We start from the raw sequence: 23,593 nt of genomic DNA, 5'->3' as shown, positions 1-23,593 counted from the left end.
GAGCGGCTGGTTGTGGAAGGTGACCCCCTAAGAAATGGTGAAAGGAACCAACCCATGAGCATCGTCATCACCGGAGCAACCGGACAGCTTGGCCGCCACGTCGTCGAGGCCCTACTGGAGCGCAACGTTCCGGCGGCAGAGATTGTGGCCGCCGGCCGGTCCATTGAAAAGCTTGCCGACTTCGCAGCGCGCGGCGTCCAGGTCAGGGCAATGGACTACACAGACGCCACGTCCGTGGCGCTGGCCCTGCAGGGCGCCCACAAGGTTCTCCTGATTTCCGGCAGCGAGGTTGGCCAACGCGTGGACCAGCACCGCACGGTGATTGAGGCAGCCAAGGCCGAAGGCGTGGAACTGCTGGCCTACACAAGTGTGGCCAACGCTGACACCACCGGGATGAAGCTGGCCGCTGAGCACCAGGCAACCGAGGCCATCCTGAAGGACTCAGGGGTTCCATTCGCCATTCTCCGCAACGGCTGGTACCTCGAGAACTACACCGACCAGCTGCAGGGCACCCTTGCCCAGGGCGCGCTTGCCGGCAGCGCCGGTGAAGGCAAGGTCAGTGCCGCGGCCCGGTTGGACTACGCGGAGGCAGCGGCAGCCGTGCTGGTTGCCGAGAACCAGGCCGGCAAGGTCTACGAGCTGGGTGGGGACCACGCCTTCACGCTCTCCGAACTGGCCCAGGAAATCAGCGCCGCGGCCAACAAGCCCGTGGTTTACCAGGACCTTCCGGCCAGCGACTACGCCGGACTCCTTGCCGGATTCGGCGTGCCGGAGCTCTTCGCCGACATCCTGGCGGACTCGGACCTCGGCATTGCCCGTGGCGACCTCCTGGTCAGCGGCTCGGACCTCCGCACCCTGATCGGCCGGCCCACAACGCCGATGCCGGCCGCGGTCCGCTCGGCGCTCGCCGCCGTCTGAGCACGAGCGAAACTCCCGGACGCTCTCTCACTAGTCCGAAAATGGAGGGGACGTGACCGCGGTCGGTGCGCACTGTGGTGCACTCCGTCGTGGTCTGGCGGGTGTTGGTGTTGGTATGAAGACGGGGTAGGGTCAGGCTGCGGGTGCGAGGGTGACGGTGTAGCCGAGGGCTTCGAGCTGGCGGATGTGGCCTCGTTTTCTGCTCTCGGGGTCGGTGCGGCGGCTGAAGTAGTCGGGGCCGAGGTCGTTGAACCGGGCGTCCGGGTCTTGGAGCAGGTGCCAGATGATCACGAGGATGGAACGTCCGGTGGCGACGATAGCGCGTTTCTTGCCCCGCCGCCGCGCGATCCTCTGGTGGCGTTCGCCCAGAAAGGTGTGAGTTTTGCTGGCCCCGACGGCGGCCTCGCCCAGGACCCGGGCGAGATAGCGGTTGCCGTGTCCGGTCGAGCCGTTTCCCTTGGTCTTCCCCGCGGAGGAGTTGATGCCCGGGGAGAACTTCGCCCAGGAACACAGGTGCCCCGCGGTCGGGAACCGGGTCATGTCTACCCCGATTTCGGCGATAATAGCGGCAGCAGCGACGGGGCCGATGCCCGGGATCTCATCCAGGCGTTCCGCTGCCGCCGCGAAAGGGGCCAACTGCCCCTCGATCTGTTCATCGACCGCGGCGATATCGGCATCGATGCCGTCGATCCTTGCCAGCATCCGGGCCAGCAGGAAGGCGTGGTGGTCATCAAATTGGCCGGTGAAGGCCTCCTCAAGTTCGCTGATCTTCCCCCGCATCCGGGTCCGGGCCAGCTGCGCGAGCCTACTCGGGTTCCGTTCGCCGGCGATGAGCGCCGCCATCATTTCCCGCCCGGACACCCCGAAAATATCCGAAGCGACGACGGAGAGCTTGATGCACGCGTCCTCGAGGAGTTTTTCGACCCGGTTCTTCTCCGCGGTCCGGGTTCCGACCAGATCAGCGCGGTACCGGGTCAGGTCCCGCAGCCGGCGGATCGGGGCAGGCGGGACGAAACTGGGCCGCAGCATCTGCCGCTCGGCGACCTTGCACAGCCACACGGAATCGAGCACGTCCGTCTTCGGCCGGCCCGGCAGATGCTTCACGTCGCGGGCGTTGACCAGCCACGGCTCGAGCCCGTGCGCCTCCAGGAGGTAAAACACCGGCTTCCAATAGTCCGAAGTCGCCTCCATCACGACCCGCTCGATCCGGAGGTCCACGAGATGGTTGGCCAGCTCCATCAACGACCGCGTCATCGTGGAGTGCGTGGACACCTCCTGCAACCGTTTCCTCCGGTCCCCTTCCGCGGGGACCCGGACACAACACACGAGTTCGGCCTTGCCAATGTCGATCGCGGCGACTCTGGCAATGATCTGATCCTCATCCTGGGTTTCAGCCAGCATGGCTACTGCTCATCTCCTCACAGAGCGGAACTTCTGATTATCGAAGCGGCCGCCCGCGGGGATCACCGGGAAAAATCGGAATCTAGTCCTCGTTCTCGGTAAAAGGAAACAGTGAAGGGCCCACGGCGTGATCCCCGGCGCCCGGCTTAATGACGGACTGAAAGAACCATAGTGACTACGGCGTCGGCAGGCGACCACAGGCACATTTTCAGCCCGGAACGGGCGCCCCGCAAGGGGCATACAGGCTTAATGCACGTTTTGGGCAAACGCTCTCTCACCTCATGTGAGAGAGCGTGGCGCCAAATCGCCCCAAAAGTGAGAGAGCGTCGGGGCGGGCAACTAGGACTTGCTGCCGGTCAAGGCCAAGGTTCCGCCGAGGCCGATCATCAAGGCCCCGCCTGTTGCCTCCACCGCTGAAACCCGGCGGGGCGACCGGGCAAACCATTGGCGGGCGGAACCCGCGGCGACCGCCCAGAGGCTATCTGACACTATGGCGATCAGCAGGAACACCGCCCCCAGCAGCGCCAGCTGGAACGGAATGGCCCCGGACGGGTAGTCCACAAACTGCGGCAGCACCGCCACGAAGAACACCACCGACTTGGGGTTGGTGATCCCCACCACCAGGCCTTCCGCCACCAGCCGTCGTGGCGAGGAGGCCACTGGCTGACGATCCGCGAAGGAGTTGTGCCGCCGGTTCCGGATGGCCTTGATGCCCAGATAGACCAGGTAGGCAGCCCCCGCCAGCTTCACCACGCTGAAGAGGACCACGGACTGCGCCACGATAATGCCCACGCCGAGCGCGACTGCAGCCACCTGCACCAGTTGCCCGGTCGCGTTGCCCAGCACCGTCAGGACGCCGCCCTTCCAGCCGAGCGCCAGGGAACGGCCGATCACGAACAGCACGCTGGGTCCGGGGACGGCGATCAGCACCACGGATGCCAGCGCAAACGCCAGAAGGTTTGAGAGCGGAACCATGCCTGATCTTAGCTCCGACGGGCTGAGGCGACCACCGGGAGCGGTGAGGTTTCGTCCACAAGCTCGGCCCGGCGTCGTCCGTTACCTCTGACCCACAGGCGGTAGGCGAGGACCAGCAGCCCCAGCCACGCCGCTCCTACGTACAGTGCCACGCGGGTGTCCTCGAAGGCGCCCAGGACGGCGATGACCAGCGCCATAAACGCGATGGTCAGGACGGATGCCGCGGGCCACCACGGCGAGGGGAATTCCGACGCCGGCAGGGCCTTCCGCGCGATCTCCCGCTTCATCGCGACATGGGAAGCCAGGATCATGACCCACACCCAGACGGTGGCGAACGTGGCAATCGAGGCGATCAGGATAAAGACGTCCTCAGGAATGACCGCGTTCAGAACCACGCCCACCAGGAGGATGCCGGCCATCATCACTACCGTCATCCACGGCACGCCATGGCGCGAGACCTTACCGAAAACTGCCGGCGCGTGGCCTTGGCCGGACAGCCCGAACAGGATGCGGCCGGCGCCGAAGATGTCGCTGTTTATGGCAGAGAGCGCGGCGGTGATCACCACGGCGTTGAGGATGTGCGGTGCGGCCGGGATGCCCAGGCCGCTGAATATCTGGACGAACGGGCTGCCGTTGCTGCCGATTTCGTTCCACGGGAAGAGGCTCATCAGCACGCCGAGGGTCAGGACGTAGAACAGCAGGACGCGGACCGGCACCGTGTTCACCGCCTTGGGGATAACCTTCTTGGGGTCCGCGGCCTCGCCGGCGGTGATGCCAAGCGTCTCGATCCCGCCGAACGCGAACATCACGACGGCGAACGAGGCCAGGAGCCCCTCGAAGCCGTTCGGGAACAGCCCGCCGTGCTCCACGAGGTTGCCGAGGCCCGGAGCCACGGTGGACCCGGCGGCCTGGAAACCGAACGCGATAATGGCGGCGCCGCCGACGATCATGGCGATGATGGCCACCACCTTGATCAGCGAGAACCAGAACTCCAGCTCGCCGAAGACCTTCACGCTGAGCAGGTTCAGTGCGGCCAGGAAGCAGATGATGGCCAGGATCCAGATCCAGCGGTCCACCTGCGGAAACCAGAAGCCCATATAAATGCTGAAAGCCGTCACGTCCGCGATGGCCACAATCGCCATCTCAAAGACATACGTCCAGCCGGTCACAAACCCGGCCAGCGGGCCGAGGTAGCGGCTGGCGTACTGGCCGAACGAGCCCGAGACAGGGTGGCGGACGGCCATCTCGCCGAGGGCCCGCATGACCATAAACACCGCCGCACCGCCGATGATATAGGCGAGCAGGACGGCCGGGCCCGCCTTCTGGATGGCGGAGGCTGAGCCGTAGAACAGGCCGGTTCCGATCGCCGAACCGAGGGCCATAAAGCGGATATGGCGGACGTTCAGTCCCCGGTTCAGGACATGCGCGACGCCGGATCCCGGCCTGAGCGTTTCGGCCGGACTTGCGTCTTGGGCGGCGCTTGGTGCTTGCTGCATACGAATACCTTCTCGTCATTGGGAGGGGGATCGCCAACCAGCAGATCACTTTGGCGCCTTACGTGATGAGACTCACTGGCGGTTCCTGTCTTACATCTCAGACTTGGGGCCGGCATTTGAACTTCGCGTGGCGTCTAGTCCAAAACTATTGACATCATGTCTGGTTTTCTTTACTTTTGAGATGTCAGCTTTGTTTTACATCCGGTGGGAACGGCGGGAGCGGAAATGTCCTTCGAAGAGAAGAGCGCCTGGATCATGGGGGTGGTGGCCACGGGCTCTTATGGCGTGTATCTGGCCATCGTCCTGGGCATGGCCGGCACAATGCCCGTTGCCGAGGTTCCGTACGTGGCTCCACTGCTGTGGACCATCGGGGCATCCATTGCCGCGTCCATCGCCCTGCACATACTCTTGGGCATCTTTTCGCCCAAGGAGGCCGGGAAGAAGGACCAGCGCGACAGGGAGATCTACCGTTTCGGCGAGTACATCGGGCAGTCGTTTGTGGTCATCGGCGGCGTCGCGGCTCTGCTCCTGGCGATGGCTGAGGTGGACCACTTCTGGATCGCAAACGTCATCTACCTGACGTTTGTGTTGTCCGCGATCCTGGGCTCCGTGGCCAAGATCGTCGCCTACCGCCGGGGGTTCCAGCCGTGGTGAAGCCAACGCGGGTGACCAATTCAATCCGCCGCCTGCGGTTCGAACGGGGCGAGATGACGCAGGCCGAACTCGCCGAACGTGTGGGCGTCACCCGCCAGACCGTCATCGCCATAGAGCAGGGCCGGTACTCGCCGTCCCTGGAGATGGCGTTCCAGATCGCCCATGTGCTCAGCGTGCCGCTCGAGGACGTGTTCCAGTACCCGAATCACCAAGGAGACGCATCATGAAAGCTATCGTGCAGGACGTTTACGGGAATGCCGACGTGCTCCAACTAAGGGATATCCCGCTGCCGGTGCCCGGCGATGGGGAAGTACTGATCAGGGTCCGCGCGGCCGGCGTCGACCAGGGTGTGTGGCACCTTATGACCGGGCGGCCGTACCTGCTCCGCCTCTTCGGCTTCGGGCTGAAGAAGCCCAAGTTTCCGGTCCGCGGCCGTGAGGTTGCCGGCGTCGTGGAGGCCGTGGGGGCTGGCGTCACGCGCTTCCAGCTGGGCGACGAAGTGTTCGGCACGTGTGAGGGGTCCTTCGCGGAATTTGTCTGCGCCAGGGAGGGCAGGGTGGCCACAAAGCCCGCGAACCTCACGTTCGAGGAAGCTGCGGTGGCACCCATTTCGGGTGTAACCGCGTTGCAGGCTGTCCGCGATGCCGGGCAGGTGACGACCGGCCAGAAGGTGCTGATCATCGGTGCTGGCGGGGGAGTCGGGTCCTTTGCGGTGCAGGTGGCGAAGGCATTCGGGGCGGCGGAGGTCACAGGCGTCTGCAGCACAGGAAAAATGGAGCTGGTCAGGTCGCTCGGCGCTGATCACGTCATCGACTACACCCGGGACGATTTTGCCCGCGCCGGCCAGCATTACGATGTCATCCTGGATACCGCCGGCAACCGGCCGCTCTCAGTCCTGCGGCGCGTGCTGACCCCGCGGGGCACACTGGTGATCGTCGGCGGCGAGGGCGGTGGGAACCTGACCGGCGGGTTTGAGCGTTCGATGGGTGCGCCGCTGGTGTCACTGTTCTCCGGGCAGAAATTCAAGGGGCTTGTTTCGACGGAAAACTATCGCGATCTCGAGGCGCTGACCATGCTCATTGAAGCCGGCAGTGTGAAGCCTGCCGTGGACAAGGTCTACGCGCTCGTTGAGGCGCCGGCCGCCGTCGAATACATGCACGAAGGGCGCGTCCGCGGCAAGGTTGTTGTCAGCATCTGACGCTCTTCACCGTCCCCCATTACAAGGCGCGAAGGGACACTTAAGCCCCCTGCGCGAGGGGACACTTGCGGCCCGCCCAGCTCCGCCGACACTTCAACAATGACGTGAGCAGGGTTATGCACATAGCCATTCAGCCTCGCCGTTATTGTCAGACCCTCGCCGGATGATTTGAGTATGGATAGCAGAGCAGCTGTGGCGACGGCGGAGGCACTTGCGGTGTCCTTCGCTGAGCTGGCGGTTGTGCTCCGGGACGGGACCGAGTCCTCGGGATCCGGTGGTGTTGATCCGTTGCACCGGGTGGCGGATGGGTTCCTCGACGGGCTGGCCGAGATCTCACGGCTGGACGCGAAAAGTGCCGCCCTGAAGGCCTGGCTGGCTGCCGGCTACAGCGCCGCTGCCGGGGCGCTGGCTGGCCCTGCAACGTCGCCCGAGGACCATACAGGGCAGGAGATGGCCATGGTCGCGGAGGTCGCGTGTGCCCTGACAGTCAGCGAACGCAGTGCCGGCGCCCTCCTTGCCGAGGCGCACTCCCTGACCACCGCCCTGCCGCTGACGTTCTCCGCGCTGCAGGCCGGCCAGATTTCCTGGCAGCACGCCCGGATCATGGTCGACGAAACCACCAACCTCGACAGGCCGGGCGCGGCGGCGTTGGAGGCACATTTTCTGGACCCTCACGTGGTGAATCCGGCACGTGGCCCGGCCGGTGAGCTCATCCCCGGAAGGTTCCGGCACAAGGCCCGCACCTGGCGGGAACGCCACCACCCGGTCAGCATCGAAAAACGCCACATCAAGAGCGCAGCCGACCGACGCCTGGAATATGCCCCGGACCGCGACGGCATGGCCTGGCTCTCCGCCTACCTCCCGGCGGACACCGCCGCGGGGATCTGGAACCGGGCCACCTCTGCGGCCAGGGCGTTGCAGGGGCCTCATGAAGACCGGAACTTCAGCCAGCTCCGAGCAGACATCGCCGCCACCTGGCTCCTGACCAACAACAGTGCAGGCAGCGGAACCGGTGATGAGGGTAGGGAAAAGAGCGGCGGCGCGACCGGCGAAACGAGCCACGAAGAGACCGGGGGCATCGCCGTGAGCGGCGGTGTTCCATCCCCGCGGGCGCAGGTGTTGATCACGGTCCCGGTCATGGCGATGCTGGGCCAGACCGACGAACCCGCCATGCTCGACGGATACGGGCCGATCCCGCCGTCCATGGCCCGCCACCTGATCGCCGACGGTGCCGAATCCTTCCACCGCGTCCTGATCGATCCCCGCGATGGCGCACCGCTCGAGATCGGGCGGACCAGCTACCGGCTCACCAAAGCCCAACGCCAATGGCTACGACTACGGGACGGGAAATGCCCGTTCCCCGGCTGCAGCAACCAGTCCCTCGACACCGAGGCGGATCACCTTCTCGCCTGGGCCAAGGGAGGATCCACAGGGATCTCAAATCTCGGCCAGCCATGCCGCAAGCACCACCGACTCAGACACATCACCGGTTGGAAACCCACAACCGCCACCAAGAATGAACCACCCGGCTGGATATCACCCACCGGACGGCACTACGCCAGCGAACACCCCGACTGGGAACCATCGATCTGGCCACACCAGATAGTGGACCAGCTACGACAAGACGATCCAAGCCCAGCCATGCCCGAAGAACTGCTCCCGGTATTTCCCTTGCCGGTTTGGGTCGGGCTGCAGTGGCCGATCGAAGAACCAGACCCTGACCACGATGAATGTCCGCCGGACGACCAGCCGCCCGAAGACCGGCTGCGAGACCATCCCCTGCCCGAGGACCCGTTCCCGGAGTGGGCGCTGTTTTTGACGTCCGAGCCCGCATACGTGTAGCAAATAGCTTTAGTAAAGACCGTCGCGGACTGCTTCTTCCTGGGACCTTTCAAAGGCTGCCAGCGCAGCGGCCTCACCTGTGGCGCGGTGCGCGGCCCATTCTTCCGGGTGGCGCGGAGTCAGGAGCGGCAGTCCTAAAACGCAGAATCCGAGGAGGACAGTCTGTCACGCAGCCAATGAATGACAGCCTCTCCCTGCTGCTGCTGGAAAGCCCTGACTGTGGGAAGGCCCGGGGGTGGCGGTTGCCGGGCAGAATCGATGATGTATGCGGCCAGGCCTGACAGGAATCCGTTGACTTTGGTCGCGTCGGAAGTCTTGAAGACGTCGTGGGAAGCCAGCATCGCATCCACATCGAAAGCGTGATCGAAGACGCGAACGTTCACGAGGACCGTGACGGCATCCACCCACGCTGCGCCGACGGCGGCCCACGGCCAATCCACCAGAACGGCCCCGTTCGTGGCTGTGATGATGTTGTCCGCGCGGACGTCCGTGTGAGCCAGCGATGCGCCCCCCACATCCCGTAGTCCCTGCTCCGCCAGGTGCTCGAGTCTGTCGAGGTTCTGGAGGATCCAGGGATCGCAGTCATCCGGCGGATTGCGCCGGACGCGGGTCCACCCTCGAAACGGATCCGCGAGCTCAGATTCAAGAGTGGGCAACCGGCTGAGTTCCGGCGGGAGCGGCTGCCGGGCAATCTGGAGCAGGGCATCGAGGACAAGGCGAACTTCGACGGCGCGCCACGGAATGTGGGGATGCCTGCCTTCCACGTCACTGAGCACCAGGGCGACCCATTCGCCGTCGTCGTAGGTTCCGATCAGTGACGGCGCCGGCATCCCGGCGGGCAGGGCGGCCGCAACGACTGCCTCCTTCCGGTGGATTCCGGGTGAATGCTCGTTTAGTTGCGGGCTGACGGCCTTGACGAAGGCGCGCTGGCCAGCAGCGGTGAGGACCCGGTCCGCGGTTCCAGGAGAGAATCCTCCCTGCTGGCCCGTCGCCTCAACCACCGGGGAGCCGAGAATCCGTTCGACGCTGGCCTGCACATGGTCTGGCATCTCAGCCCAGCCGATCCTGGGGCTCCACTCAGGTTGCATGGGGATTGCCCCTCGCAGGAGGAGTCCACACAAACGGAGTGGTGGTGGTGATTGCCCTGAATCCCAACCTTCGCAGGATCGGCTCACTGTCAGCGGACGCGTCCACCTGCAGGTACTTCACTCCACGGGCGGCCGCCACCTGAGCGCGTGCCGATACCAAGGCTTTGTAGATCCCGCGCCCTCGCCATGCAGGCAACGTTGAGCCGCCCCATAGGCCGGCGAAGTCCGTGCACGGATTGATCTCGAGCCAGGCCGCCGATACCACCACGCCTGAGGCCTCGGCCATGAAGACCACCAGGTTTTCCGGGTCCGAGGCCAGCCGGTGATGCAGGTCAGCAGCAACCCAGCTGTAGTCGGCGCCCCACACTTCGGACTTCATACGCGCAATCCGCTCCAGGTCGCCACGTTCTGAGGCCGGCCTCACGCTGATGCCTTCGGGGACCGCCGGGTCACCAGCCATCGCGGCCGTCTCACCCACCAGGACGGTCTCGCGATCTTCCGGTACGAAGCCTGCTGCGCGGAGGCGGGACTCAAGATCAGCTGGGAAGTCATGCGCCCGGGTCTTCCATTCGACGGCCTCCCCCGGCCGGCAAAGTACTCACGCTGTTCGACGATCATCCTGTCGAGCATCCCGCCCTCCACACCGAGGTCACGAGCCGATTCGATGAAGCCCCGCCGCTGTCCGGTCACGCGTAGCAGGGGTCCCAGCAGCTGATATTCGTGGCCTGGCGGAACAGCTGGGGGAACCAGCCGGCGGAGCTGGGAATCGTACGCGGCAAGGATATCGGTGGTTGAGGCCATACGCTTCAGCCTACGACCAGCGCCGCCGGACGCCGCCGGACGCCGCCGGACCCGATCGGACCCGAGCGGGGCCGGGAGGACAACCCAGGCCCAGTAGGCGGGAAGGGGCGCACGACTGGCTATGTCTGGCATCCCGGACACTGGCTGTGTTTTGATGGCCATGAGGGGACCGGTCGTGGGCGCAAGGTTAAGTACGGGATCCCGGACATGGCCGGGAGCCCCGCGAGAAATGACGGAGGGCACAGTGGAGTCGAGTGCAGTGGTGTCGAGCACGGAAGCCAGGCCTGAGGCGGGCAGTGAACCAAGGGCGACGTCCAAAGTCCCCGCCGCCGAGAACACCCTCCGTATCCTCAAGCTGCTGGCCTCGAAGCGGGGGCCGATGGCGGCGTCGAGCATTGCCACGTCCTTGGGATTGCCGCGCTCCAGCGTTTACCACCTGCTCGGGGTGATGGAGGCGAACGGTTTTGTCCTCCACCTGCACGAGGAGCAGCGCTACGGGCTGGGGATCAGTGCCTTCGAGCTGAGCTCGGCGTATTCGCGGCAGGAACCGCTGTCCCGCCTGGGCCGGCCGCTGCTGGCGTCGCTGGTGGACGTCATCGGTGAGAGCGCGCACCTGGCCGTACTTCATGGCCGCGACGTGCTGTACATCGTGGAGGAACGGGCCAAGAACCGCCCGTCCCTGGTGACCGACGTCGGCGTCCGGCTTCCCAGCCACCTCACCGCCAGCGGCCGCGCCATTCTCGCCGCACTGCCCAAGTCGCAGGTCCGGGCGCTTTACCCGAATGCCGAGGCCTTCACCGCCCGGCATGAGGTGGAGGGCGCCATCATGAAGTACTCCGCGCTGTCCTCGCACCTGGACCAAGTGAGGCAGCGCGGCTACGCCACCGAACATGGTGAGGTGACGCCCGGCTTCGGCTCGATCGCCGCCGCTGTCACGGACCACGTGGGATGGCCGACGGCGGCAGTTGCCGTCACGTTCCTCGAGGACAAATTGCCGGCGGACCAATGGCCGGCGCTCGCCGCGCGGGTCCAGAAAGTAGCGGACGAACTCTCCGTCCGCATCCACGGCCGCCCTGCCAAGTAGTGCTGCCCGCCACCAATTTGCCCTATCACTTGTCGTCCCCATTTCGCCTTTTTAGAGACCGTAAGTGACAGAGCAACGAGAGTGAGGGATGGTCTGGAATCCCGGACACCACCCCTCCGAAAGCCCTGTCCGGCCCGGCCCGGAACGGCTTTAGTTGATACAGAACCTCTTCCCAACACTGCGAACCTCGTACCCGCCCAGAACACAAAGGAGCCCCTCATGGCACCCGCCGATTTCACTACCGGTGCCCGCCCGGTCAAAGCTGCCCGCGGCACCGTGCTCACCGCCAAGAGCTGGCAGACCGAAGCCCCGCTGCGGATGCTGATGAACAACCTGGATCCCGAGGTCGCGGAGCGCCCGGATGATCTGGTGGTTTACGGCGGGACCGGCCGTGCCGTCCGCAGTTGGGCCGCGTTCGATGCGATCACCCGCACCCTGGAGACCATGGAGAAGGACGAGACCCTCCTGGTCCAGTCCGGCAAGCCGGTCGGTGTGTTCCGGACCAACGAATGGGCGCCGCGGGTGCTGCTGGCGAACTCCAACCTCGTGGGCGACTGGGCCAACTGGCCCGAGTTCCGCCGGCTCGAGGCCGAGGGCCTGATGATGTACGGCCAGATGACTGCCGGGTCCTGGATCTACATCGGCACCCAGGGCATCCTGCAGGGCACCTTCGAGACCTTCGCCGCGATCGCCCGCAAACTCACCGGGGACCAGGACGGCACCCTCGCAGGGACCCTGACCCTCACGGGCGGGTGCGGCGGCATGGGCGGTGCCCAGCCGCTCGCGGTCACCCTGAACGAGGGCGCCTGCCTGATCGTCGACGTCGACGAAAGCCACCTGCGCCGCCGCGCCGGCAAACGCTACCTCGACGAGGTCGAAACCGACCTCGACACGGCGATCGCGAAGGTCCTGGCGGCCAAGGAAGATCGCCGCGGCTGGTCCGTGGGCTACGTCGGGAACGCCGCCGAGGTTTTCCCCGAGATACTGCGCCGCCACCGTGCGGGCGAGCTCACGGTCGATATCGTCACGGACCAGACCTCCGCCCACGACCCGCTGTCCTACCTGCCCGAAGGCATCACGGTCCAGGAATGGCACACCGAGGCCGCCGCCGACCCCGAAGGCTTCACCAAGAAGGCCCAGGCCTCCATGGCGAAGCACGTCCAGGCCATGGTGGAGTTCCAGGACGCCGGCGCCGAGGTCTTCGACTACGGCAACTCCATCCGCGACGAGGCCCGCACGGGCGGCTACACCCGCGCCTTCGAATTCCCCGGCTTCGTCCCGGCCTACATCCGCCCACTCTTCTGCGAGGGTCTGGGCCCGTTCCGCTGGGTCGCGCTCTCCGGAGACCCGGAGGACATCGCGGTCACGGACAAGGCCATCAAGGAACTCTTCCCCGAGAACAAGCACCTGCACCGCTGGATCGACGCCGCCCAGGAACGCGTGGAGTTCGAAGGCCTGCCGGCCCGGATCTGCTGGCTCGGCTACGGCGACCGCGCCAAGGCCGGCCTGCTGTTCAACCAGCTCGTCAAGGACGGCAAGGTCAAAGCGCCCATCGTGATCGGCCGCGACCACCTCGACTCCGGCTCCGTCGCCTCCCCGTACCGGGAGACCGAGGCCATGGCCGACGGCTCCGACGCGATCGCGGACTGGCCGCTGCTCAACGCCCTGCTCAACACCGCCTCCGGCGCCACCTGGGTCTCGATCCACCACGGCGGCGGCGTCGGCATCGGCCGCTCCATCCACGCCGGCCAGGTCTCCGTCGCCGACGGCACCGACCTCGCCGCGCAGAAACTCGAACGCCTCCTCACCAACGACCCCGGCATGGGCGTCATCCGCCACGCCGACGCCGGCTACAACCGCGCCACCGACGTCGCCAAAGAACGCGGCGTCCGCATCCCCATGCAAGAAGGAATCACAAAGTGACGATCACAACCCACTCACCGCTCACCGTCACCCTCGGCTCCAGCGGCGTCACGCCCGAGGACGTTGTCGCCGTCGCCCGTCACAACGCCCAGGTGACCATCGCCCAGGAGGCGCTGGACACGGTGGCGAAGGTCCGCGCGCACATCGACGAACTCGCGCACAGCGAGACCCCCGCCTACGGCATTTCCACCGGCTTCGGCGCGCTGGCCAACCGGCACATCCCCGGCGAGCTGCGCACCCAGCTGCAGAAATCGCTGATCCGCAGCCACGCCGCCGGCATGGGCCCGGCCGTGGAACGCGAGGTGGTCCGCGGCATCATGTTCCTGCGCGCCAAGACCCTGGCCTCCGGCCGCACCGGCGTCCGCCCCGTCGTCCTGCAGACCATGGTGGACGTTCTCAACGCCGGCATCACACCGGTGGTCCGCGAATTCGGCTCGCTCGGCTGCTCCGGCGACCTCGCCCCGCTGTCCCACTGCGCCCTGGTGCTGATGGGCGAGGGCCAGGCGGAAGGGCCCGACGGCGTGACGTACGGCGGGCGGGATGAGGCACCTGTCGCCGAGCTCCTGGCCGGGCACGGCATCGAACCGGTCACCCTCGCAGAGAAGGAAGGCCTGGCGCTGGTCAACGGCACTGAGGGAATGCTCGGCATGCTCCTGATGGCCATCGCAGACCTTCGCCAGCTGCTCACGACGGCGGACATCACCGCCGCGCTCAGCGTCGAGGCCCTGCTCGGTACAGACCAGGTCTTCCTGCCCGAGCTGCACGCGGCGCTGCGTCCGCATCCCGGCCAGGCCGCCAGCGCAGACAACATGCTGCGCGTACTGTCGAACTCGCCGATCGTGGCCTCGCACCGCGTGGGGGATTCCAAAGTCCAAGACGCCTACTCGCTGCGCTGCGCACCCCAGGTGGCCGGCGCCGCGCGGGACACCGTTGACTACGCCGCCCTGGTGGCATCCCGTGAGCTCGCAGCGGCGATCGATAACCCTGTAGTCCTGCCGGACGGTCGGGTGAGCTCCAACGGCAACTTCCACGGCGCACCCGTGGCTTACGTGCTCGATTTCCTGGCCATTGCCGTTGCGGACCTCAGCTCCATCGCCGAGCGCCGCACGGACCGGATGCTGGACCCGGCGCGTTCGCATGGGCTGCCGGCGTTCCTGGCCGCGGATCCGGGTGTCGACTCGGGCCTGATGATCGCCCAGTACACGCAGGCCGGGCTGGTCTCGGAGAACAAGCGCCTGGCCGTCCCGGCGTCGGTGGATTCCATTCCCAGCTCCGCCATGCAGGAGGACCACGTGTCCATGGGCTGGCACGCGGCCCGAAAGCTCCGCAAGGCCGTGGAGAACCTTCGCCGCGTCCTGGCCATCGAACTGGTGACGAGCGCCCGTGCCATCGACATGCGGACGCAGCTGTCCGACGGACAGCTCACCCCCGGCCCGGCAGGCGCTGCCGTGATCGGGGTGCTGCGGTCCGTCGTCGAAGGCCCGGGAACCGACCGGTTCCTGTCGCCGGAGCTGGAGGCAGCTGACCGTCTGGTTGCCTCAGGAAGGGTCCGGGCAGCCGCCGAATCCGCCGTCGGAATTCTTGCCTGAGCGGGAATATCCTTCGGTCCTGCCGAGAAATTCGCCCAATGTCGAAATATGGTGCAACACGAACAATTCGACGCCGGGAAGTGTAGTAGAACTGAAGGTGTAGTAAAAGTCACATCAAAGAGGCTGTGGCGCAGGACGTATACAAAGGGGTAGTAGTTCAAATGAAAGCACGTGGGGCTGTCCTGTCGAGGCGCAATGTCCACTCGGCCACCATCTCGGAGTGGGGAACGCTCAAAGCCGGGGACCGGGTGGAAATCATCAAACACGCGCACGTCATTGCGGCGGGCGAAGTGGAAGAAGTATCGCAGAGCGGGAACGTGCTGTGGCTCGTGCCGGCCACTCCGTCAGAAAAGGAACTTTTCCTTAAATCCGACGGTGTAGAAGTCCGCAGGAGTTAGGAACACAAGACCAAATAGCAAAGAGTCCCCGCCTTCCGTTACCGGAAGGTGGGGACTCTTTGCGTGGATCGCGGGCTGGATCGAAGCATCGATCGAAGCCCGGATCCAGGGCCGAATCAGCTCAGGCCGCAATGCTTTCGTACGTTTCACCAAAGGGGACCGACTCGTCCAGGGCAACGGTGAAGCGTCCCGGGCGCAGGCGCGTAACAAGGATGCCGCAGGCGGCTTCTCTTGCCGGCTCGATCAGCGTGGCAACAGCGTTGTCCAGTCCTTCGTGCACGTCGTGCGCTGTGGAAAACTGCAGGTCGATGGACAGGGAAGCCGCGGCTTCGACGGCCGCCACGGCGGCCAGGGGGCGTTCCAAAAATGCTGTAGTCATGTGCCGAACTTTCTGTGTCTCGTGCCAAACGGCTCGATCCACTGTATCGGATACAGGACCTAGGATGTCAGATGACTGCTGTTTCGTGCGCCCAGACGCCAAAAATCCGAAGCTTGTTCGCCGGACCACACCGTCAGGGCGGGGTCCCGCGAACAAACTTCGGATAGAAGGTGGTGCCCGGATCAGCCCGCCATGCCCGCTTTGACGGCCAACACTGGACAATCAGCCTCGAGCAGGATCCGCTGCGACGTGCTGCCCATGATCAGTTTGCCCACCGGGCTGCGGCGGCGCAGCCCGATCACGATGAGCTCGGCGTTGTGCTCCTCCGCGGCATCAAGAACCTCCGCTGCGGCATCGTGGCCGCGGACCGGCTGCTTGATCACGTGGTCGATCCCGTGGGCGGCCAGGCGCGCCTCGATGCCCTGCATTTCGGACTCCTGGGCGTACCGGTTGTCCACCAGGGCATCACCCTTGGAGGAGTTGATGACCAGCAGGGTGGTGTTGCTCTTCCTGGCCTCGGCGATGGCCTGGGCCAGGGCTGCTTCGCCCTCCGGGGTAGGGACGTATCCCACCACAATCGTCATGGCTGTACCTCTTTTCTGTCAGTTGATCTTCTGCTGCGGCGCGGATGCGGGGACGGGGCGGGGCGGATGCCGGGCGGATGCCAGGACCGGGTAGCCGACTGGTTAGCCGTCGCCGTCCCCGTCGCCGCCAGTGGTGGCACGGTGGCTGCCATGGCTGGCGCTGCCACCCGAGGCATCCGTCGGTTCGGATGCGCCGGAGCGGGTGGCGGGCACCCCTGCCGGCACTGCTGCCGGCCGGTTCCGGCGGATCAGCTTGAACAGCAGCGGCCACAGGAGGATGAGGGCGATGATGATGTAGATGCCGACGGCGATCGGCTCACTCCAAAGGCCGGCGGGGTCGCCGGCGCTGAGCTGCAGCGTCTGGCGGAGCTGCTTTTCGATGCGCGGTCCGAGGATGACTCCGAGGATGAGCGGCAGGACGGGAAGTCCGAACCGCCGCATCATGAAGCCAAGCGCGCCGAGCGCCAGCAGGAGCACCAGATCGAACGCCTGCAGATTCACCGAGTAGGCGCCCAGCGTGGCGAAGAACAGGATGCCGGCATACAGGTAGGGCCGCGGGATCTGCAGGAGCTTGGCCCACAACGGTGCCAGGGGCAGGTTGATGATCAGGAGCAGGAAGTTGCCAATGAAGAGGCTCGCGATGAGGGCCCACACCAGCGGTCCCTGGCTCTCGAACAGCTGCGGTCCCGGCTGGATGCCGTATTGCGTGAAGGCTGCCAGCATTACCGCAGCCGTGGCGTTGGTGGGCAGGCCCAGGGCCAGCATGGGGGTCAGAGTGCCGGCCGCGGCAGCGTTGTTGGCTGCTTCCGGACCGGCCACGCCCTCGATGGCGCCCTTGCCGAACTCCTCTGGGTGCTTGCTGAGCTTCTTCTCGGTGACATAGGAGAGGAACGTGGGGATCTCGGCTCCGCCGGCAGGAAGTGCGCCGAACGGGAAGCCGAAAGCGGTGCCGCGGAGCCAGGGTTTCCAGGACCGTTTCCAGTCCTTTTTGCCCATCCACGGACGTCCCACGGGGATGACCTGCAGGGGTGTGCGGCGCAGGTGCGCGGCAACCCACAGCGCCTCGCCCACGGCGAAGATAGCCACCGCAACCACCACGATGTCCAGGCCATCAGCCAGGAGCGGTACGCCGAACGTGAGCCGGGCCTGGCCCGTGACCACGTCCAGGCCCACCAGACCGATGGCGAGGCCAAGGCCCAGGGACGCGAAGCCCCGAAGGCGCGAGGAACCGAGGACCGCGGTGACCGCCAGCAGGGCGAGCACCATGATCGCGAAGTAGCTGGGGGCGCCCAGGCTGATGGCGAACTCCACCACGATCGGAGCGCAGACTGCCAGGAGGGCGGTGCCGATGGTGCCGGCCACGAAGGAGCCGATGGCCGCCGTCGCCAGTGCCTGCGCGGCCCTGCCGGCTTTCGCCATCTTGTTGCCTTCGATGGCCGTGACCACCGACGACGATTCACCCGGCGTATTAAGCAGGATGGAGGTCGTGGAGCCGCCGTACATGCCGCCGTAGTAGATGCCGGCGAACATGATGAAGGCGCTGGTGGGTTCCAGGGCGTACGTGACCGGAAGCAGGAGCGCAACGGTCATGGCCGGGCCGAGGCCCGGGAGGACGCCGACGGCGGTACCCAGGACGACGCCGATCACGGCGTAGAGGAAATTCATGGGGGTGAGGGCGGTGGCAAAGCCGTCCATCAGTGAGGAGAAGACATCCATCAGAGAATCCCTTCCAGGAGGCCGGCGGGCAGGTTAATGCCAAGGCCAAGGTAGAAGCCGTAAAAGGTCAGGAGGGACATTGCCACCGAGATGAGTCCGTCGCGGATGTAGTTCCGGCCGCCCAGTGCCCAGACGCTGCCCCAGAACAGGATGGTGCCGGAGATGACCCAGCCGGCCCAGTCGATCAGCAGGATGTTCGCGATGAAGGCGCCTGCGAGCGGCAGGACCGTCTTCCAGTCGGCGGGGTGGGAAAGGTCCACGTCCTCGCCGCCTTCCGCCTCGCCTTTGCCGCCGCGGAGTACGTTGACGGCCAGCATGACGGCGCAGACCAGCAGCAGGCCGCCCACGATGAACGGCAAGGTCTTAGGTCCTACGGGATCAGACTGGGAGTAGGTGGTACCGATGCGGGTTGCATCCCAGATGACCAGGGCCCCGGCCGCCCCGAGCAGGAGGGCAACCCCCAGCTCGGAGCGGCCTTTGAGCCGTGAGGCCAGAGTTGGTGAGGAGCTCACGCCAGGCCAAGCTTCGTGAGGACGTCCGCCACCCGCTTGTCCTGCTCGGCCAGGAAGCTTTCGAACTCGGCGCCGGTGATGAAGGCGTCGCTCCAGCTGTTGGTCTTCAGGGCTTCCTTCCAGGCGGCCGTGCCGTGCATCTTTTCGAGTGCCGCGATCAGCTTGGCCTTGTCAGCGTCGGTGATGCCCGGAGGGGCTACGATGCCGCGCCAGTTGGTGAACACCAGGTCGATGTTGGATTCCTTGAGCGTGGGAGCGTCCACGCCGTCGAGCCGCTTCTCGCCGCTGGTCGCGAGGACGCGGACCGCACCGGATTCGATCTGCTTGAGGTATTCGCCTGCACCGGAGGCCGCGAAGCCCACCTTGTTGCCCAGGATGGCCGGGAGGAGGTCTCCACCGCCGTCGTAGGACACGAAGTTCACCTTGGTGGCGTCGATGCCCAGGGCTCCGGCCAACTGCATGGGCAGCAGGTGGTCAGGGCCGCCGGGGGAGGACCCGCCGCCAACGCTGATGGAACCCGGGTCAGCCTTCCAGGCGGTGACCAGGTCATCGATGGTTTTGTAGGGCGAATCCTTGTTGACCATGATGGCGCCGGGTTCTTCGATGAGCCGGGCCAGGGGGGTGGTGGCCGTCAGCTTGGACTCGGACTTGTTGGTGTAGCTCGCGCCCACCACGCCCAGGCCCATAAGCATGGTGAGGTCGCCGTTGCCCTTTTCGTTGACGATGCGGGCCAAGCCCACGGTTCCGCCGGCGCCGGCGAGATTGAAGACCTCGGGGTTCGTGGCGATTTTCTCGTCTTCGAGGACTTTGGCCGCCACGCGGGCGGTGGTGTCGTAGCCGCCGCCTGCAGTGTTGGGGACCATGATCTGGAGCCCGGTCAGCGGGCCGGCGGGGGCGCCGGAGCTGGCTCCGTCAGTAGAGCTCTTCCCGGTGGCACCGCAGCCGGTGGCCATCAGGGCGATGCCGGCGGCGACGGCGGCAATTCGCAATGCGCGGATCTGGCGCATGGTGTTCCTCTTCTCTAAATCTGATCAGCAAGAAACTGACTGGTGATCCGATGCTAGGCCCCGAAGTGACGGGCATCACTCTTGTGTACGCAGAGAAAGTTAAGTTCATTGCGTTCACGTTTCCGGTGGCCCACCGGCGCTATGCAGCGCCCATAGTTCAGGTAGCCTGACCACCAGGGACCCGACAATCAAAGACCACGCAACCAGAGGAAAGAACCACAGTGACTCGACGAAGAGGCATGTCCCTTGCGGGGCAGTACCTGGTTCTGCAGTTGCTCATCGTTTTCGCCGTCCTGGTGGCCGTCGTGGCGATCTCCCTCGCCCAGTCCGCTGCGGCGTTCGAACGGGTTGAGGGCCGCCGGGCGCTGTCCGCTGCCGAAGCCCTGGGTGCCAATCCCACCGTCCGGGCGCTGCTGCCCGCGGCCGAACCCCGCGGCGGCTCAGCCCTTCCCGCCGTGGCCGAGTCGGTGCGGACGGTGTCGGGGTCCTCGCACGTAGCGCTGGCGAAGCTCGACCGCACAGTGGTTGCCTCCTCCAATCCCAGCCTCTTGGGCCAGCCCTTGGAACTCGGCGCCAGCCGTGTGCTCGAAGGCCGCGCGTGGACCGGCGTGGTGGACGGATCCGGCACGGAGGAACTGTCCGCGCACGTTCCGGTCCTCGACGACGCCGGAAAAATGATCGGCATCGCGTCCATCAGCCGGAACTATCCCTCCGTCCTGGAGCGGCTGGGGGATGCCGTGCCCAACCTCCTCACCTATCTCGGTGTGGCCAGTGTGCTGGGTGTTGCCGGCTCGCTGCTGCTCTCCCGCCGGGTCAAGCGGCAGACCCTGGGCATGGAACCAAGCGAAATCACCGGCCTGGTGGAAAACCGCGAGGCCATGCTGCATGGCCTGAAGGAAGGTGTGGTGGCGCTGGACCCGCACGAGCGCATCACCGTGGCCAACGACAGTGCGCGCGCGCTGCTTGGCCTCCCCGCTGACTGTGTGGGCAAGCGCCTGGCTGGCCTGTCCGTTGAGCCAGCGCTCAAGGAAGTCCTCACCCGCGAGCAGCCGGAGCCGGACCAGCTGGTGCTCGTTGGTGACCGGCTGGTGGTGCTGAACCGGGTTCCCATCCGTTCGCGCGGCCGCGACATCGGCTCCGTCACCACGCTGCGCGACCGCACGGAACTGTCCGCACTCGAGCGGGAACTCGGAGCCACCCGGACGGCCACCGACACCCTCCGCGCCCAGGCCCACGAATTCGCCAACCAGCTGCACGTGATTTCCGGCCTCATCCAGATCGGGGAATACGATTCCGTGGTCCAGTTCGTCAACGGTGCCACGCTGGACAGGACCCGGCTCAACGACGAGGTCACCAGCCGCATCCAGGACCCGGCGCTCGCCGCGCTCCTGATCGCCAAGTCGAGCCTCGCCACCGAACGCGGGGTCACCTTGCAGCTAGACCCGGAATCCGGGCTGAAGCGCGTTGATGATGAGCTGTCCCGCGACCTGACCACGGTCGTCGGGAACCTGGTGGACAACGCGTTCGACGCCGTCACCGGGCTTCCGGAGGCAGTGGTCAGGGTGCTCGTGGAGGACACAGCCGACGGCGTGACGGTCACCGTCCGCGATTCCGGACCCGGCGTCGCCGGGGATCCGGGGGAGATCTTCCAGCAGGGTTTCACCACCAAGGACCCCGGCCCCGGCGGCAGCAGGGGCTTCGGCCTGGCGCTCTCCCGGGTGGTCTGCCGGCGCAGCGGCGGCGACCTCACGGTAACCAACAACAACGGGGCGGTCTTCACCGCCCGGCTGGAACGAACACGGAGAATGCAGCAATGATCAAAGTCCTGATCGTCGATGACGACTTTATGGTGGCCAAGGTCCACGCAGGGTTCATTCAGCGCACTCCCGGGTTCGCCGTCGTCGGGGTGGCCCATACCGGCGCCCAGGCGGTCATCGAAACGGGGCGTCTGCAACCGGACCTCGTGCTGCTCGATATCCACCTGCCGGACATCAACGGCCTGGACCTGATGCACAAACTGCGCGAGGTGGCCCCGGAACTGGATGTCCTGGTGATCAGCGCCGCCCGTGAGGTGGACACGGTGCGCAAGGCCCTCCGCGGCGGGATTGTGCATTACCTCATCAAGCCCTTCTCGCAGACTGACCTGCAGGAACGGCTGGAGCACTACCGCAGCGCTTACCAGGGCCTCGACTCGGCCAAGGATGTGGCGGAGCAGTCGGACGTGAACCGGGTGTTCGGGCTGGACCGGACCGATCGGCCGCTGCCGAAGGGCTGCAGCATCGAAACGCTGAAGCTCGTGGAAGCTGCGCTGAAGGAGGCCGACGGCGACCTGTCCGCCGCCGAAGTGGCCGTCCAGTTGGGCACGTCCCGGGTCAGTGCGCGCCGGTACCTGGAATACCTCCACGACGAAGGCGTGCTGGAGGTCCGGCTCAAGTACGGCGTGGGCCGGCCCGAGCGGCGGTATGTGCTGAAGGGCTAGGGCATGCCCAGTGCGGCCTCGATGGGACCGACGGCGAAGAACAGCAGGAACGCGCCGGCCACCGCCCACATCAGCGGGTGGACGTCCTTGATGCGGCCCTGGAAGGTCCGGATCAGGACATAGGCGATGAAGCCTGCGCCGAGACCGTTGGCGATGGAGTACGTGAACGGCATCAGGGTCATGGTCAGGAAAGCCGGGATGGCGATTCCCCAGTCCTGCCAGTCGATCTTGCCCACCTGGGAGACCATCATGAAGCCCACCACCACCAGGGCCGGGGCCACCGCCTCGAATGGAACGAGGTTGATCAGCGGGGTGAAGAACATGGCCACCAGGAACAGCAGGCCGGTGACGATGGACGCCACGCCCGTCCGAGCACCCTCGCCGATCCCGGCGCCGGCCTCAACATAGATCTGGTTCGAGGAGACGGAGGCGCCGCCACCCACGATCGCGCCGAGCGCGTCCACCTGGAGCACGCGGTCCACGTCCGGGATGTTGCCGTCCTTGTCCACCGTGCCGGCCTCGTTGGCCAGGCCCACCATGGTGCCCATGGCATCGAAGAAGATGCTGAGCAGGATCACGAATGCCAGCAGGGTGGCGGCTACGAAGCCCAGGTGTTCAAAAGCGCCGAACGGGTTGGCCTTGCCGATCAGCGACAGGTCCGGGGCGCTCCACCCCGTAAAGGACGGCGCCACGAGGGACCAGCCCTGCGGGTTGGCGGTAGTGCCGTCAAAGCTGGGACCGATGTGGAGGGTCATTTCCAGGATCACGGAAATGATGGTGGAGGCGATGATGCCGATCAGGATGGCGCCCTTGACCTTGCGGACCACCAGGGCGATGGTGAGGATCAGGCCGAACACAAAGACGGCCGTGGGCCAGCCCAGCAGCTTGCCGTCGAAGCCCAGGCCCACGGGAACGGTGGTACCGGCAGCGTCCGGGATCCGGCGCACAAAGCCGGCATTCACCAGCCCGATCAGGGCGATAAAAAGTCCGATGCCCACCACGATGGCCGTCTTGAGCCCGTCCGGGACGGCCTTGAAGACGGCAGTCCGGAAGCCGGTGAGGACCAGGATCATCATGGTCACGCCGGACAGGACCACCAGGCCCATCATGTCCGGCCACGTCAGGCCAGGGTTCGTGGCGACCGTGACGGCCACAAACGCGTTCACGCCCAGCCCCGCGGCCAGCGCGAAGGGGTGCCTGCCCCAGGCGCCCATCAGGATAGTGAGGATGCCTGCCACAAAAGCCGTCACAGCGGCCACTGCGGCAAAACCAAGTGTGGTGCCGCTGGAATCCGGGCCGGAGAGGATCAGGGGGTTAAGCACCACGATGTAGCTCATGGCGAAGAACGTGGCAAAGCCGCCGCGGATCTCGCGGGAGAGGTTGGACCCCCGCTCGGATATCTTGAAGTACCGGTCCAAGGCAGAGCCCTGCTTAAGCATTAGTCCTCCGGGATGTGTTGTTGGGGTTACTTGATCCTAGAGGGCAGGGACCGCGCCTAGTGTGCGCGCCTAGAATGTCTGTCAGGAACCTCACAATGCCGAGCAATGTT

General features: G+C 65.8%; 23 protein-coding genes. 11 read left to right on the top strand and 12 right to left on the bottom strand.

Annotated features, from left to right (window positions below; genetic code table 11):
- Positions 1 to 54 precede the first annotated feature (54 nt).
- The gene (locus AU252_RS08115) at positions 55 to 918 is read left to right on the top strand and encodes an SDR family oxidoreductase (protein ID WP_058930274.1); all 864 of its coding nucleotides are present in this window, start codon (positions 55 to 57) and stop codon (positions 916 to 918) included.
- A gap of 132 nt (positions 919 to 1,050) precedes the next feature.
- Here the strand turns inward: AU252_RS08115 and AU252_RS08110 are convergent, their stop codons facing one another.
- The 3 genes from AU252_RS08110 to AU252_RS08100 all read right to left on the bottom strand — a co-directional run bounded on the left by AU252_RS08110 (position 1,051) and on the right by AU252_RS08100 (position 4,790).
- Positions 1,051 to 2,319: an IS110 family transposase gene (locus AU252_RS08110; protein WP_058930130.1), complete on the bottom strand. Its 1,269-nt coding sequence runs from the start codon at positions 2,317 to 2,319 to the stop codon at positions 1,051 to 1,053.
- 339 nt (positions 2,320 to 2,658) lie between these two features.
- On the bottom strand, positions 2,659 to 3,294 hold the full coding sequence (locus AU252_RS08105) for a LysE family translocator (RefSeq protein ID WP_058930273.1): 636 nt from the start codon (positions 3,292 to 3,294) through the stop codon (positions 2,659 to 2,661).
- A gap of 8 nt (positions 3,295 to 3,302) precedes the next feature.
- Entirely contained in the window at positions 3,303 to 4,790 is a 1,488-nt protein-coding gene (locus AU252_RS08100; RefSeq protein ID WP_058930272.1) for an amino acid permease, read from the bottom strand.
- 225 nt (positions 4,791 to 5,015) lie between these two features.
- Here AU252_RS08100 and AU252_RS08095 point away from each other — a divergent pair, with 225 nt between their 5' ends.
- The 4 genes from AU252_RS08095 to AU252_RS08080 all read left to right on the top strand — a co-directional run bounded on the left by AU252_RS08095 (position 5,016) and on the right by AU252_RS08080 (position 8,484).
- A complete protein-coding gene (locus tag AU252_RS08095) occupies positions 5,016 to 5,444 on the top strand; it encodes a hypothetical protein (RefSeq protein WP_058930271.1) in 429 nt (142 codons plus the stop codon).
- The gene (locus AU252_RS08090) at positions 5,438 to 5,671 is read left to right on the top strand and encodes a helix-turn-helix transcriptional regulator (RefSeq protein ID WP_058930270.1); all 234 of its coding nucleotides are present in this window, start codon (positions 5,438 to 5,440) and stop codon (positions 5,669 to 5,671) included. Before AU252_RS08095 ends, AU252_RS08090 begins: the two co-directional genes overlap by 7 nt.
- Positions 5,668 to 6,642 (top strand): NAD(P)-dependent alcohol dehydrogenase, encoded by a 975-nt coding sequence (locus AU252_RS08085; RefSeq protein WP_058930269.1) that lies wholly within the window; start codon positions 5,668 to 5,670, stop codon positions 6,640 to 6,642. The genes AU252_RS08090 and AU252_RS08085 overlap by 4 nt, the downstream gene beginning before the upstream one ends.
- 174 nt (positions 6,643 to 6,816) lie before the next feature.
- The gene (locus AU252_RS08080; RefSeq protein ID WP_058930268.1) at positions 6,817 to 8,484 is read left to right on the top strand and encodes an HNH endonuclease signature motif containing protein; all 1,668 of its coding nucleotides are present in this window, start codon (positions 6,817 to 6,819) and stop codon (positions 8,482 to 8,484) included.
- A gap of 134 nt (positions 8,485 to 8,618) precedes the next feature.
- On the opposite strand, the gene AU252_RS08075 is transcribed toward AU252_RS08080, so the two are convergent.
- Genes AU252_RS08075 through AU252_RS24280 form a run of 3 tightly spaced genes read right to left on the bottom strand, consistent with a single transcriptional unit; the run spans position 8,619 to position 10,373 of the window.
- Complete coding sequence (locus tag AU252_RS08075; protein ID WP_058930267.1) at positions 8,619 to 9,572, bottom strand: phosphotransferase; 954 nt, start codon at positions 9,570 to 9,572, stop codon at positions 8,619 to 8,621.
- On the bottom strand, positions 9,562 to 10,032 hold the full coding sequence (locus tag AU252_RS24285) for a GNAT family N-acetyltransferase (RefSeq protein ID WP_205630657.1): 471 nt from the start codon (positions 10,030 to 10,032) through the stop codon (positions 9,562 to 9,564). The genes AU252_RS08075 and AU252_RS24285 overlap by 11 nt, the downstream gene beginning before the upstream one ends.
- Positions 9,993 to 10,373, bottom strand: a complete 381-nt coding sequence (locus tag AU252_RS24280) for a hypothetical protein (protein ID WP_205630656.1) — start codon at positions 10,371 to 10,373, stop codon at positions 9,993 to 9,995. The genes AU252_RS24285 and AU252_RS24280 overlap by 40 nt, the downstream gene beginning before the upstream one ends.
- A gap of 229 nt (positions 10,374 to 10,602) precedes the next feature.
- On the opposite strand from AU252_RS24280, the gene AU252_RS08065 reads away from it, so the two are divergent.
- The 4 genes from AU252_RS08065 (at position 10,603) to AU252_RS08050 (ending at position 15,367) form a co-directional block, all read left to right on the top strand.
- Positions 10,603 to 11,457: an IclR family transcriptional regulator gene (locus AU252_RS08065; RefSeq protein ID WP_240484349.1), complete on the top strand. Its 855-nt coding sequence runs from the start codon at positions 10,603 to 10,605 to the stop codon at positions 11,455 to 11,457.
- A 219-nt stretch (positions 11,458 to 11,676) separates the two neighbouring features.
- On the top strand, positions 11,677 to 13,380 hold the full coding sequence (locus tag AU252_RS08060; RefSeq protein WP_058930266.1) for a urocanate hydratase: 1,704 nt from the start codon (positions 11,677 to 11,679) through the stop codon (positions 13,378 to 13,380).
- The gene (gene hutH, locus AU252_RS08055) at positions 13,377 to 14,969 is read left to right on the top strand and encodes a histidine ammonia-lyase (protein ID WP_058930265.1); all 1,593 of its coding nucleotides are present in this window, start codon (positions 13,377 to 13,379) and stop codon (positions 14,967 to 14,969) included. Before AU252_RS08060 ends, hutH begins: the two co-directional genes overlap by 4 nt.
- Positions 14,970 to 15,130: 161 nt before the next feature.
- On the top strand, positions 15,131 to 15,367 hold the full coding sequence (locus tag AU252_RS08050; RefSeq protein WP_056348863.1) for a hypothetical protein: 237 nt from the start codon (positions 15,131 to 15,133) through the stop codon (positions 15,365 to 15,367).
- A 121-nt stretch (positions 15,368 to 15,488) separates the two neighbouring features.
- On the opposite strand, the gene AU252_RS08045 is transcribed toward AU252_RS08050, so the two are convergent.
- From AU252_RS08045 to AU252_RS08025, 5 genes are all read right to left on the bottom strand, one after another.
- The gene (locus tag AU252_RS08045; protein ID WP_205630655.1) at positions 15,489 to 15,746 is read right to left on the bottom strand and encodes a hypothetical protein; all 258 of its coding nucleotides are present in this window, start codon (positions 15,744 to 15,746) and stop codon (positions 15,489 to 15,491) included.
- Between the two features lie 182 nt (positions 15,747 to 15,928).
- Complete coding sequence (locus AU252_RS08040; protein WP_058930264.1) at positions 15,929 to 16,330, bottom strand: universal stress protein; 402 nt, start codon at positions 16,328 to 16,330, stop codon at positions 15,929 to 15,931.
- Positions 16,331 to 16,432: 102 nt separating this feature from the next.
- Positions 16,433 to 18,046 (bottom strand): tripartite tricarboxylate transporter permease, encoded by a 1,614-nt coding sequence (locus AU252_RS08035; protein WP_058930263.1) that lies wholly within the window; start codon positions 18,044 to 18,046, stop codon positions 16,433 to 16,435.
- Positions 18,046 to 18,558 (bottom strand): tripartite tricarboxylate transporter TctB family protein, encoded by a 513-nt coding sequence (locus AU252_RS08030; protein WP_058930262.1) that lies wholly within the window; start codon positions 18,556 to 18,558, stop codon positions 18,046 to 18,048. Before AU252_RS08030 ends, AU252_RS08035 begins: the two co-directional genes overlap by 1 nt.
- On the bottom strand, positions 18,555 to 19,565 hold the full coding sequence (locus AU252_RS08025) for a Bug family tripartite tricarboxylate transporter substrate binding protein (protein ID WP_058930261.1): 1,011 nt from the start codon (positions 19,563 to 19,565) through the stop codon (positions 18,555 to 18,557). The genes AU252_RS08030 and AU252_RS08025 overlap by 4 nt, the downstream gene beginning before the upstream one ends.
- A 239-nt stretch (positions 19,566 to 19,804) precedes the next feature.
- Between AU252_RS08025 and AU252_RS08020 the strand changes: the two genes are divergently transcribed.
- Together AU252_RS08020 and AU252_RS08015 are read left to right on the top strand one after the other, a co-directional pair.
- Positions 19,805 to 21,382 carry a sensor histidine kinase gene (locus AU252_RS08020; protein WP_058930260.1) on the top strand — a complete coding sequence of 526 codons (1,578 nt, stop codon included), beginning with the start codon at positions 19,805 to 19,807 and terminating at the stop codon, positions 21,380 to 21,382.
- The gene (locus AU252_RS08015) at positions 21,379 to 22,044 is read left to right on the top strand and encodes a response regulator (RefSeq protein WP_058930259.1); all 666 of its coding nucleotides are present in this window, start codon (positions 21,379 to 21,381) and stop codon (positions 22,042 to 22,044) included. The genes AU252_RS08020 and AU252_RS08015 overlap by 4 nt, the downstream gene beginning before the upstream one ends.
- Here AU252_RS08015 and AU252_RS08010 read toward each other — a convergent pair.
- Positions 22,041 to 23,483: an NCS2 family permease gene (locus AU252_RS08010; RefSeq protein ID WP_058930258.1), complete on the bottom strand. Its 1,443-nt coding sequence runs from the start codon at positions 23,481 to 23,483 to the stop codon at positions 22,041 to 22,043. The genes AU252_RS08015 and AU252_RS08010 overlap by 4 nt on opposite strands.
- Between the last annotated feature and the right edge of the window lie 110 nt (positions 23,484 to 23,593).

Origin of the sequence: Pseudarthrobacter sulfonivorans (assembly GCF_001484605.1) — a bacterium.
GTDB classification, from domain to species: Bacteria; Actinomycetota; Actinomycetes; order Actinomycetales; family Micrococcaceae; genus Arthrobacter; species Arthrobacter sulfonivorans_A.
This window is presented reverse-complemented; position numbering and strand designations above follow the sequence as displayed.

Bases quoted from the DNA above. Each gene is read 5' to 3' on its own strand.
- AU252_RS08060 (WP_058930266.1), top strand. From the start codon at position 11,677: ATGGCACCCGCCGATTTCACTACCGGTGCCCGCCCGGTCAAAGCTGCC.
- AU252_RS08040 (WP_058930264.1), bottom strand. From the start codon at position 16,330: ATGACGATTGTGGTGGGATACGTCCCTACCCCGGAGGGCGAAGCAGCC.
- AU252_RS08050 (WP_056348863.1), top strand. From the start codon at position 15,131: ATGAAAGCACGTGGGGCTGTCCTGTCGAGGCGCAATGTCCACTCGGCC.
- AU252_RS08020 (WP_058930260.1), top strand. From the start codon at position 19,805: ATGTCCCTTGCGGGGCAGTACCTGGTTCTGCAGTTGCTCATCGTTTTC.
- AU252_RS08015 (WP_058930259.1), top strand. From the start codon at position 21,379: ATGATCAAAGTCCTGATCGTCGATGACGACTTTATGGTGGCCAAGGTC.
- AU252_RS08025 (WP_058930261.1), bottom strand. From the start codon at position 19,565: ATGCGCCAGATCCGCGCATTGCGAATTGCCGCCGTCGCCGCCGGCATC.
- AU252_RS08115 (WP_058930274.1), top strand. From the start codon at position 55: ATGAGCATCGTCATCACCGGAGCAACCGGACAGCTTGGCCGCCACGTC.
- AU252_RS08065 (WP_240484349.1), top strand. From the start codon at position 10,603: ATGACGGAGGGCACAGTGGAGTCGAGTGCAGTGGTGTCGAGCACGGAA.
- AU252_RS08035 (WP_058930263.1), bottom strand. From the start codon at position 18,046: ATGGATGTCTTCTCCTCACTGATGGACGGCTTTGCCACCGCCCTCACC.
- AU252_RS08010 (WP_058930258.1), bottom strand. From the start codon at position 23,483: ATGCTTAAGCAGGGCTCTGCCTTGGACCGGTACTTCAAGATATCCGAG.
- AU252_RS08105 (WP_058930273.1), bottom strand. From the start codon at position 3,294: ATGGTTCCGCTCTCAAACCTTCTGGCGTTTGCGCTGGCATCCGTGGTG.
- AU252_RS08075 (WP_058930267.1), bottom strand. From the start codon at position 9,572: ATGCAACCTGAGTGGAGCCCCAGGATCGGCTGGGCTGAGATGCCAGAC.
- AU252_RS08045 (WP_205630655.1), bottom strand. From the start codon at position 15,746: ATGACTACAGCATTTTTGGAACGCCCCCTGGCCGCCGTGGCGGCCGTC.
- AU252_RS08080 (WP_058930268.1), top strand. From the start codon at position 6,817: ATGGATAGCAGAGCAGCTGTGGCGACGGCGGAGGCACTTGCGGTGTCC.
- AU252_RS08095 (WP_058930271.1), top strand. From the start codon at position 5,016: ATGTCCTTCGAAGAGAAGAGCGCCTGGATCATGGGGGTGGTGGCCACG.
- AU252_RS08085 (WP_058930269.1), top strand. From the start codon at position 5,668: ATGAAAGCTATCGTGCAGGACGTTTACGGGAATGCCGACGTGCTCCAA.
- AU252_RS08100 (WP_058930272.1), bottom strand. From the start codon at position 4,790: ATGCAGCAAGCACCAAGCGCCGCCCAAGACGCAAGTCCGGCCGAAACG.
- AU252_RS08110 (WP_058930130.1), bottom strand. From the start codon at position 2,319: ATGCTGGCTGAAACCCAGGATGAGGATCAGATCATTGCCAGAGTCGCC.
- AU252_RS24285 (WP_205630657.1), bottom strand. From the start codon at position 10,032: ATGGCTGGTGACCCGGCGGTCCCCGAAGGCATCAGCGTGAGGCCGGCC.
- AU252_RS24280 (WP_205630656.1), bottom strand. From the start codon at position 10,373: ATGGCCTCAACCACCGATATCCTTGCCGCGTACGATTCCCAGCTCCGC.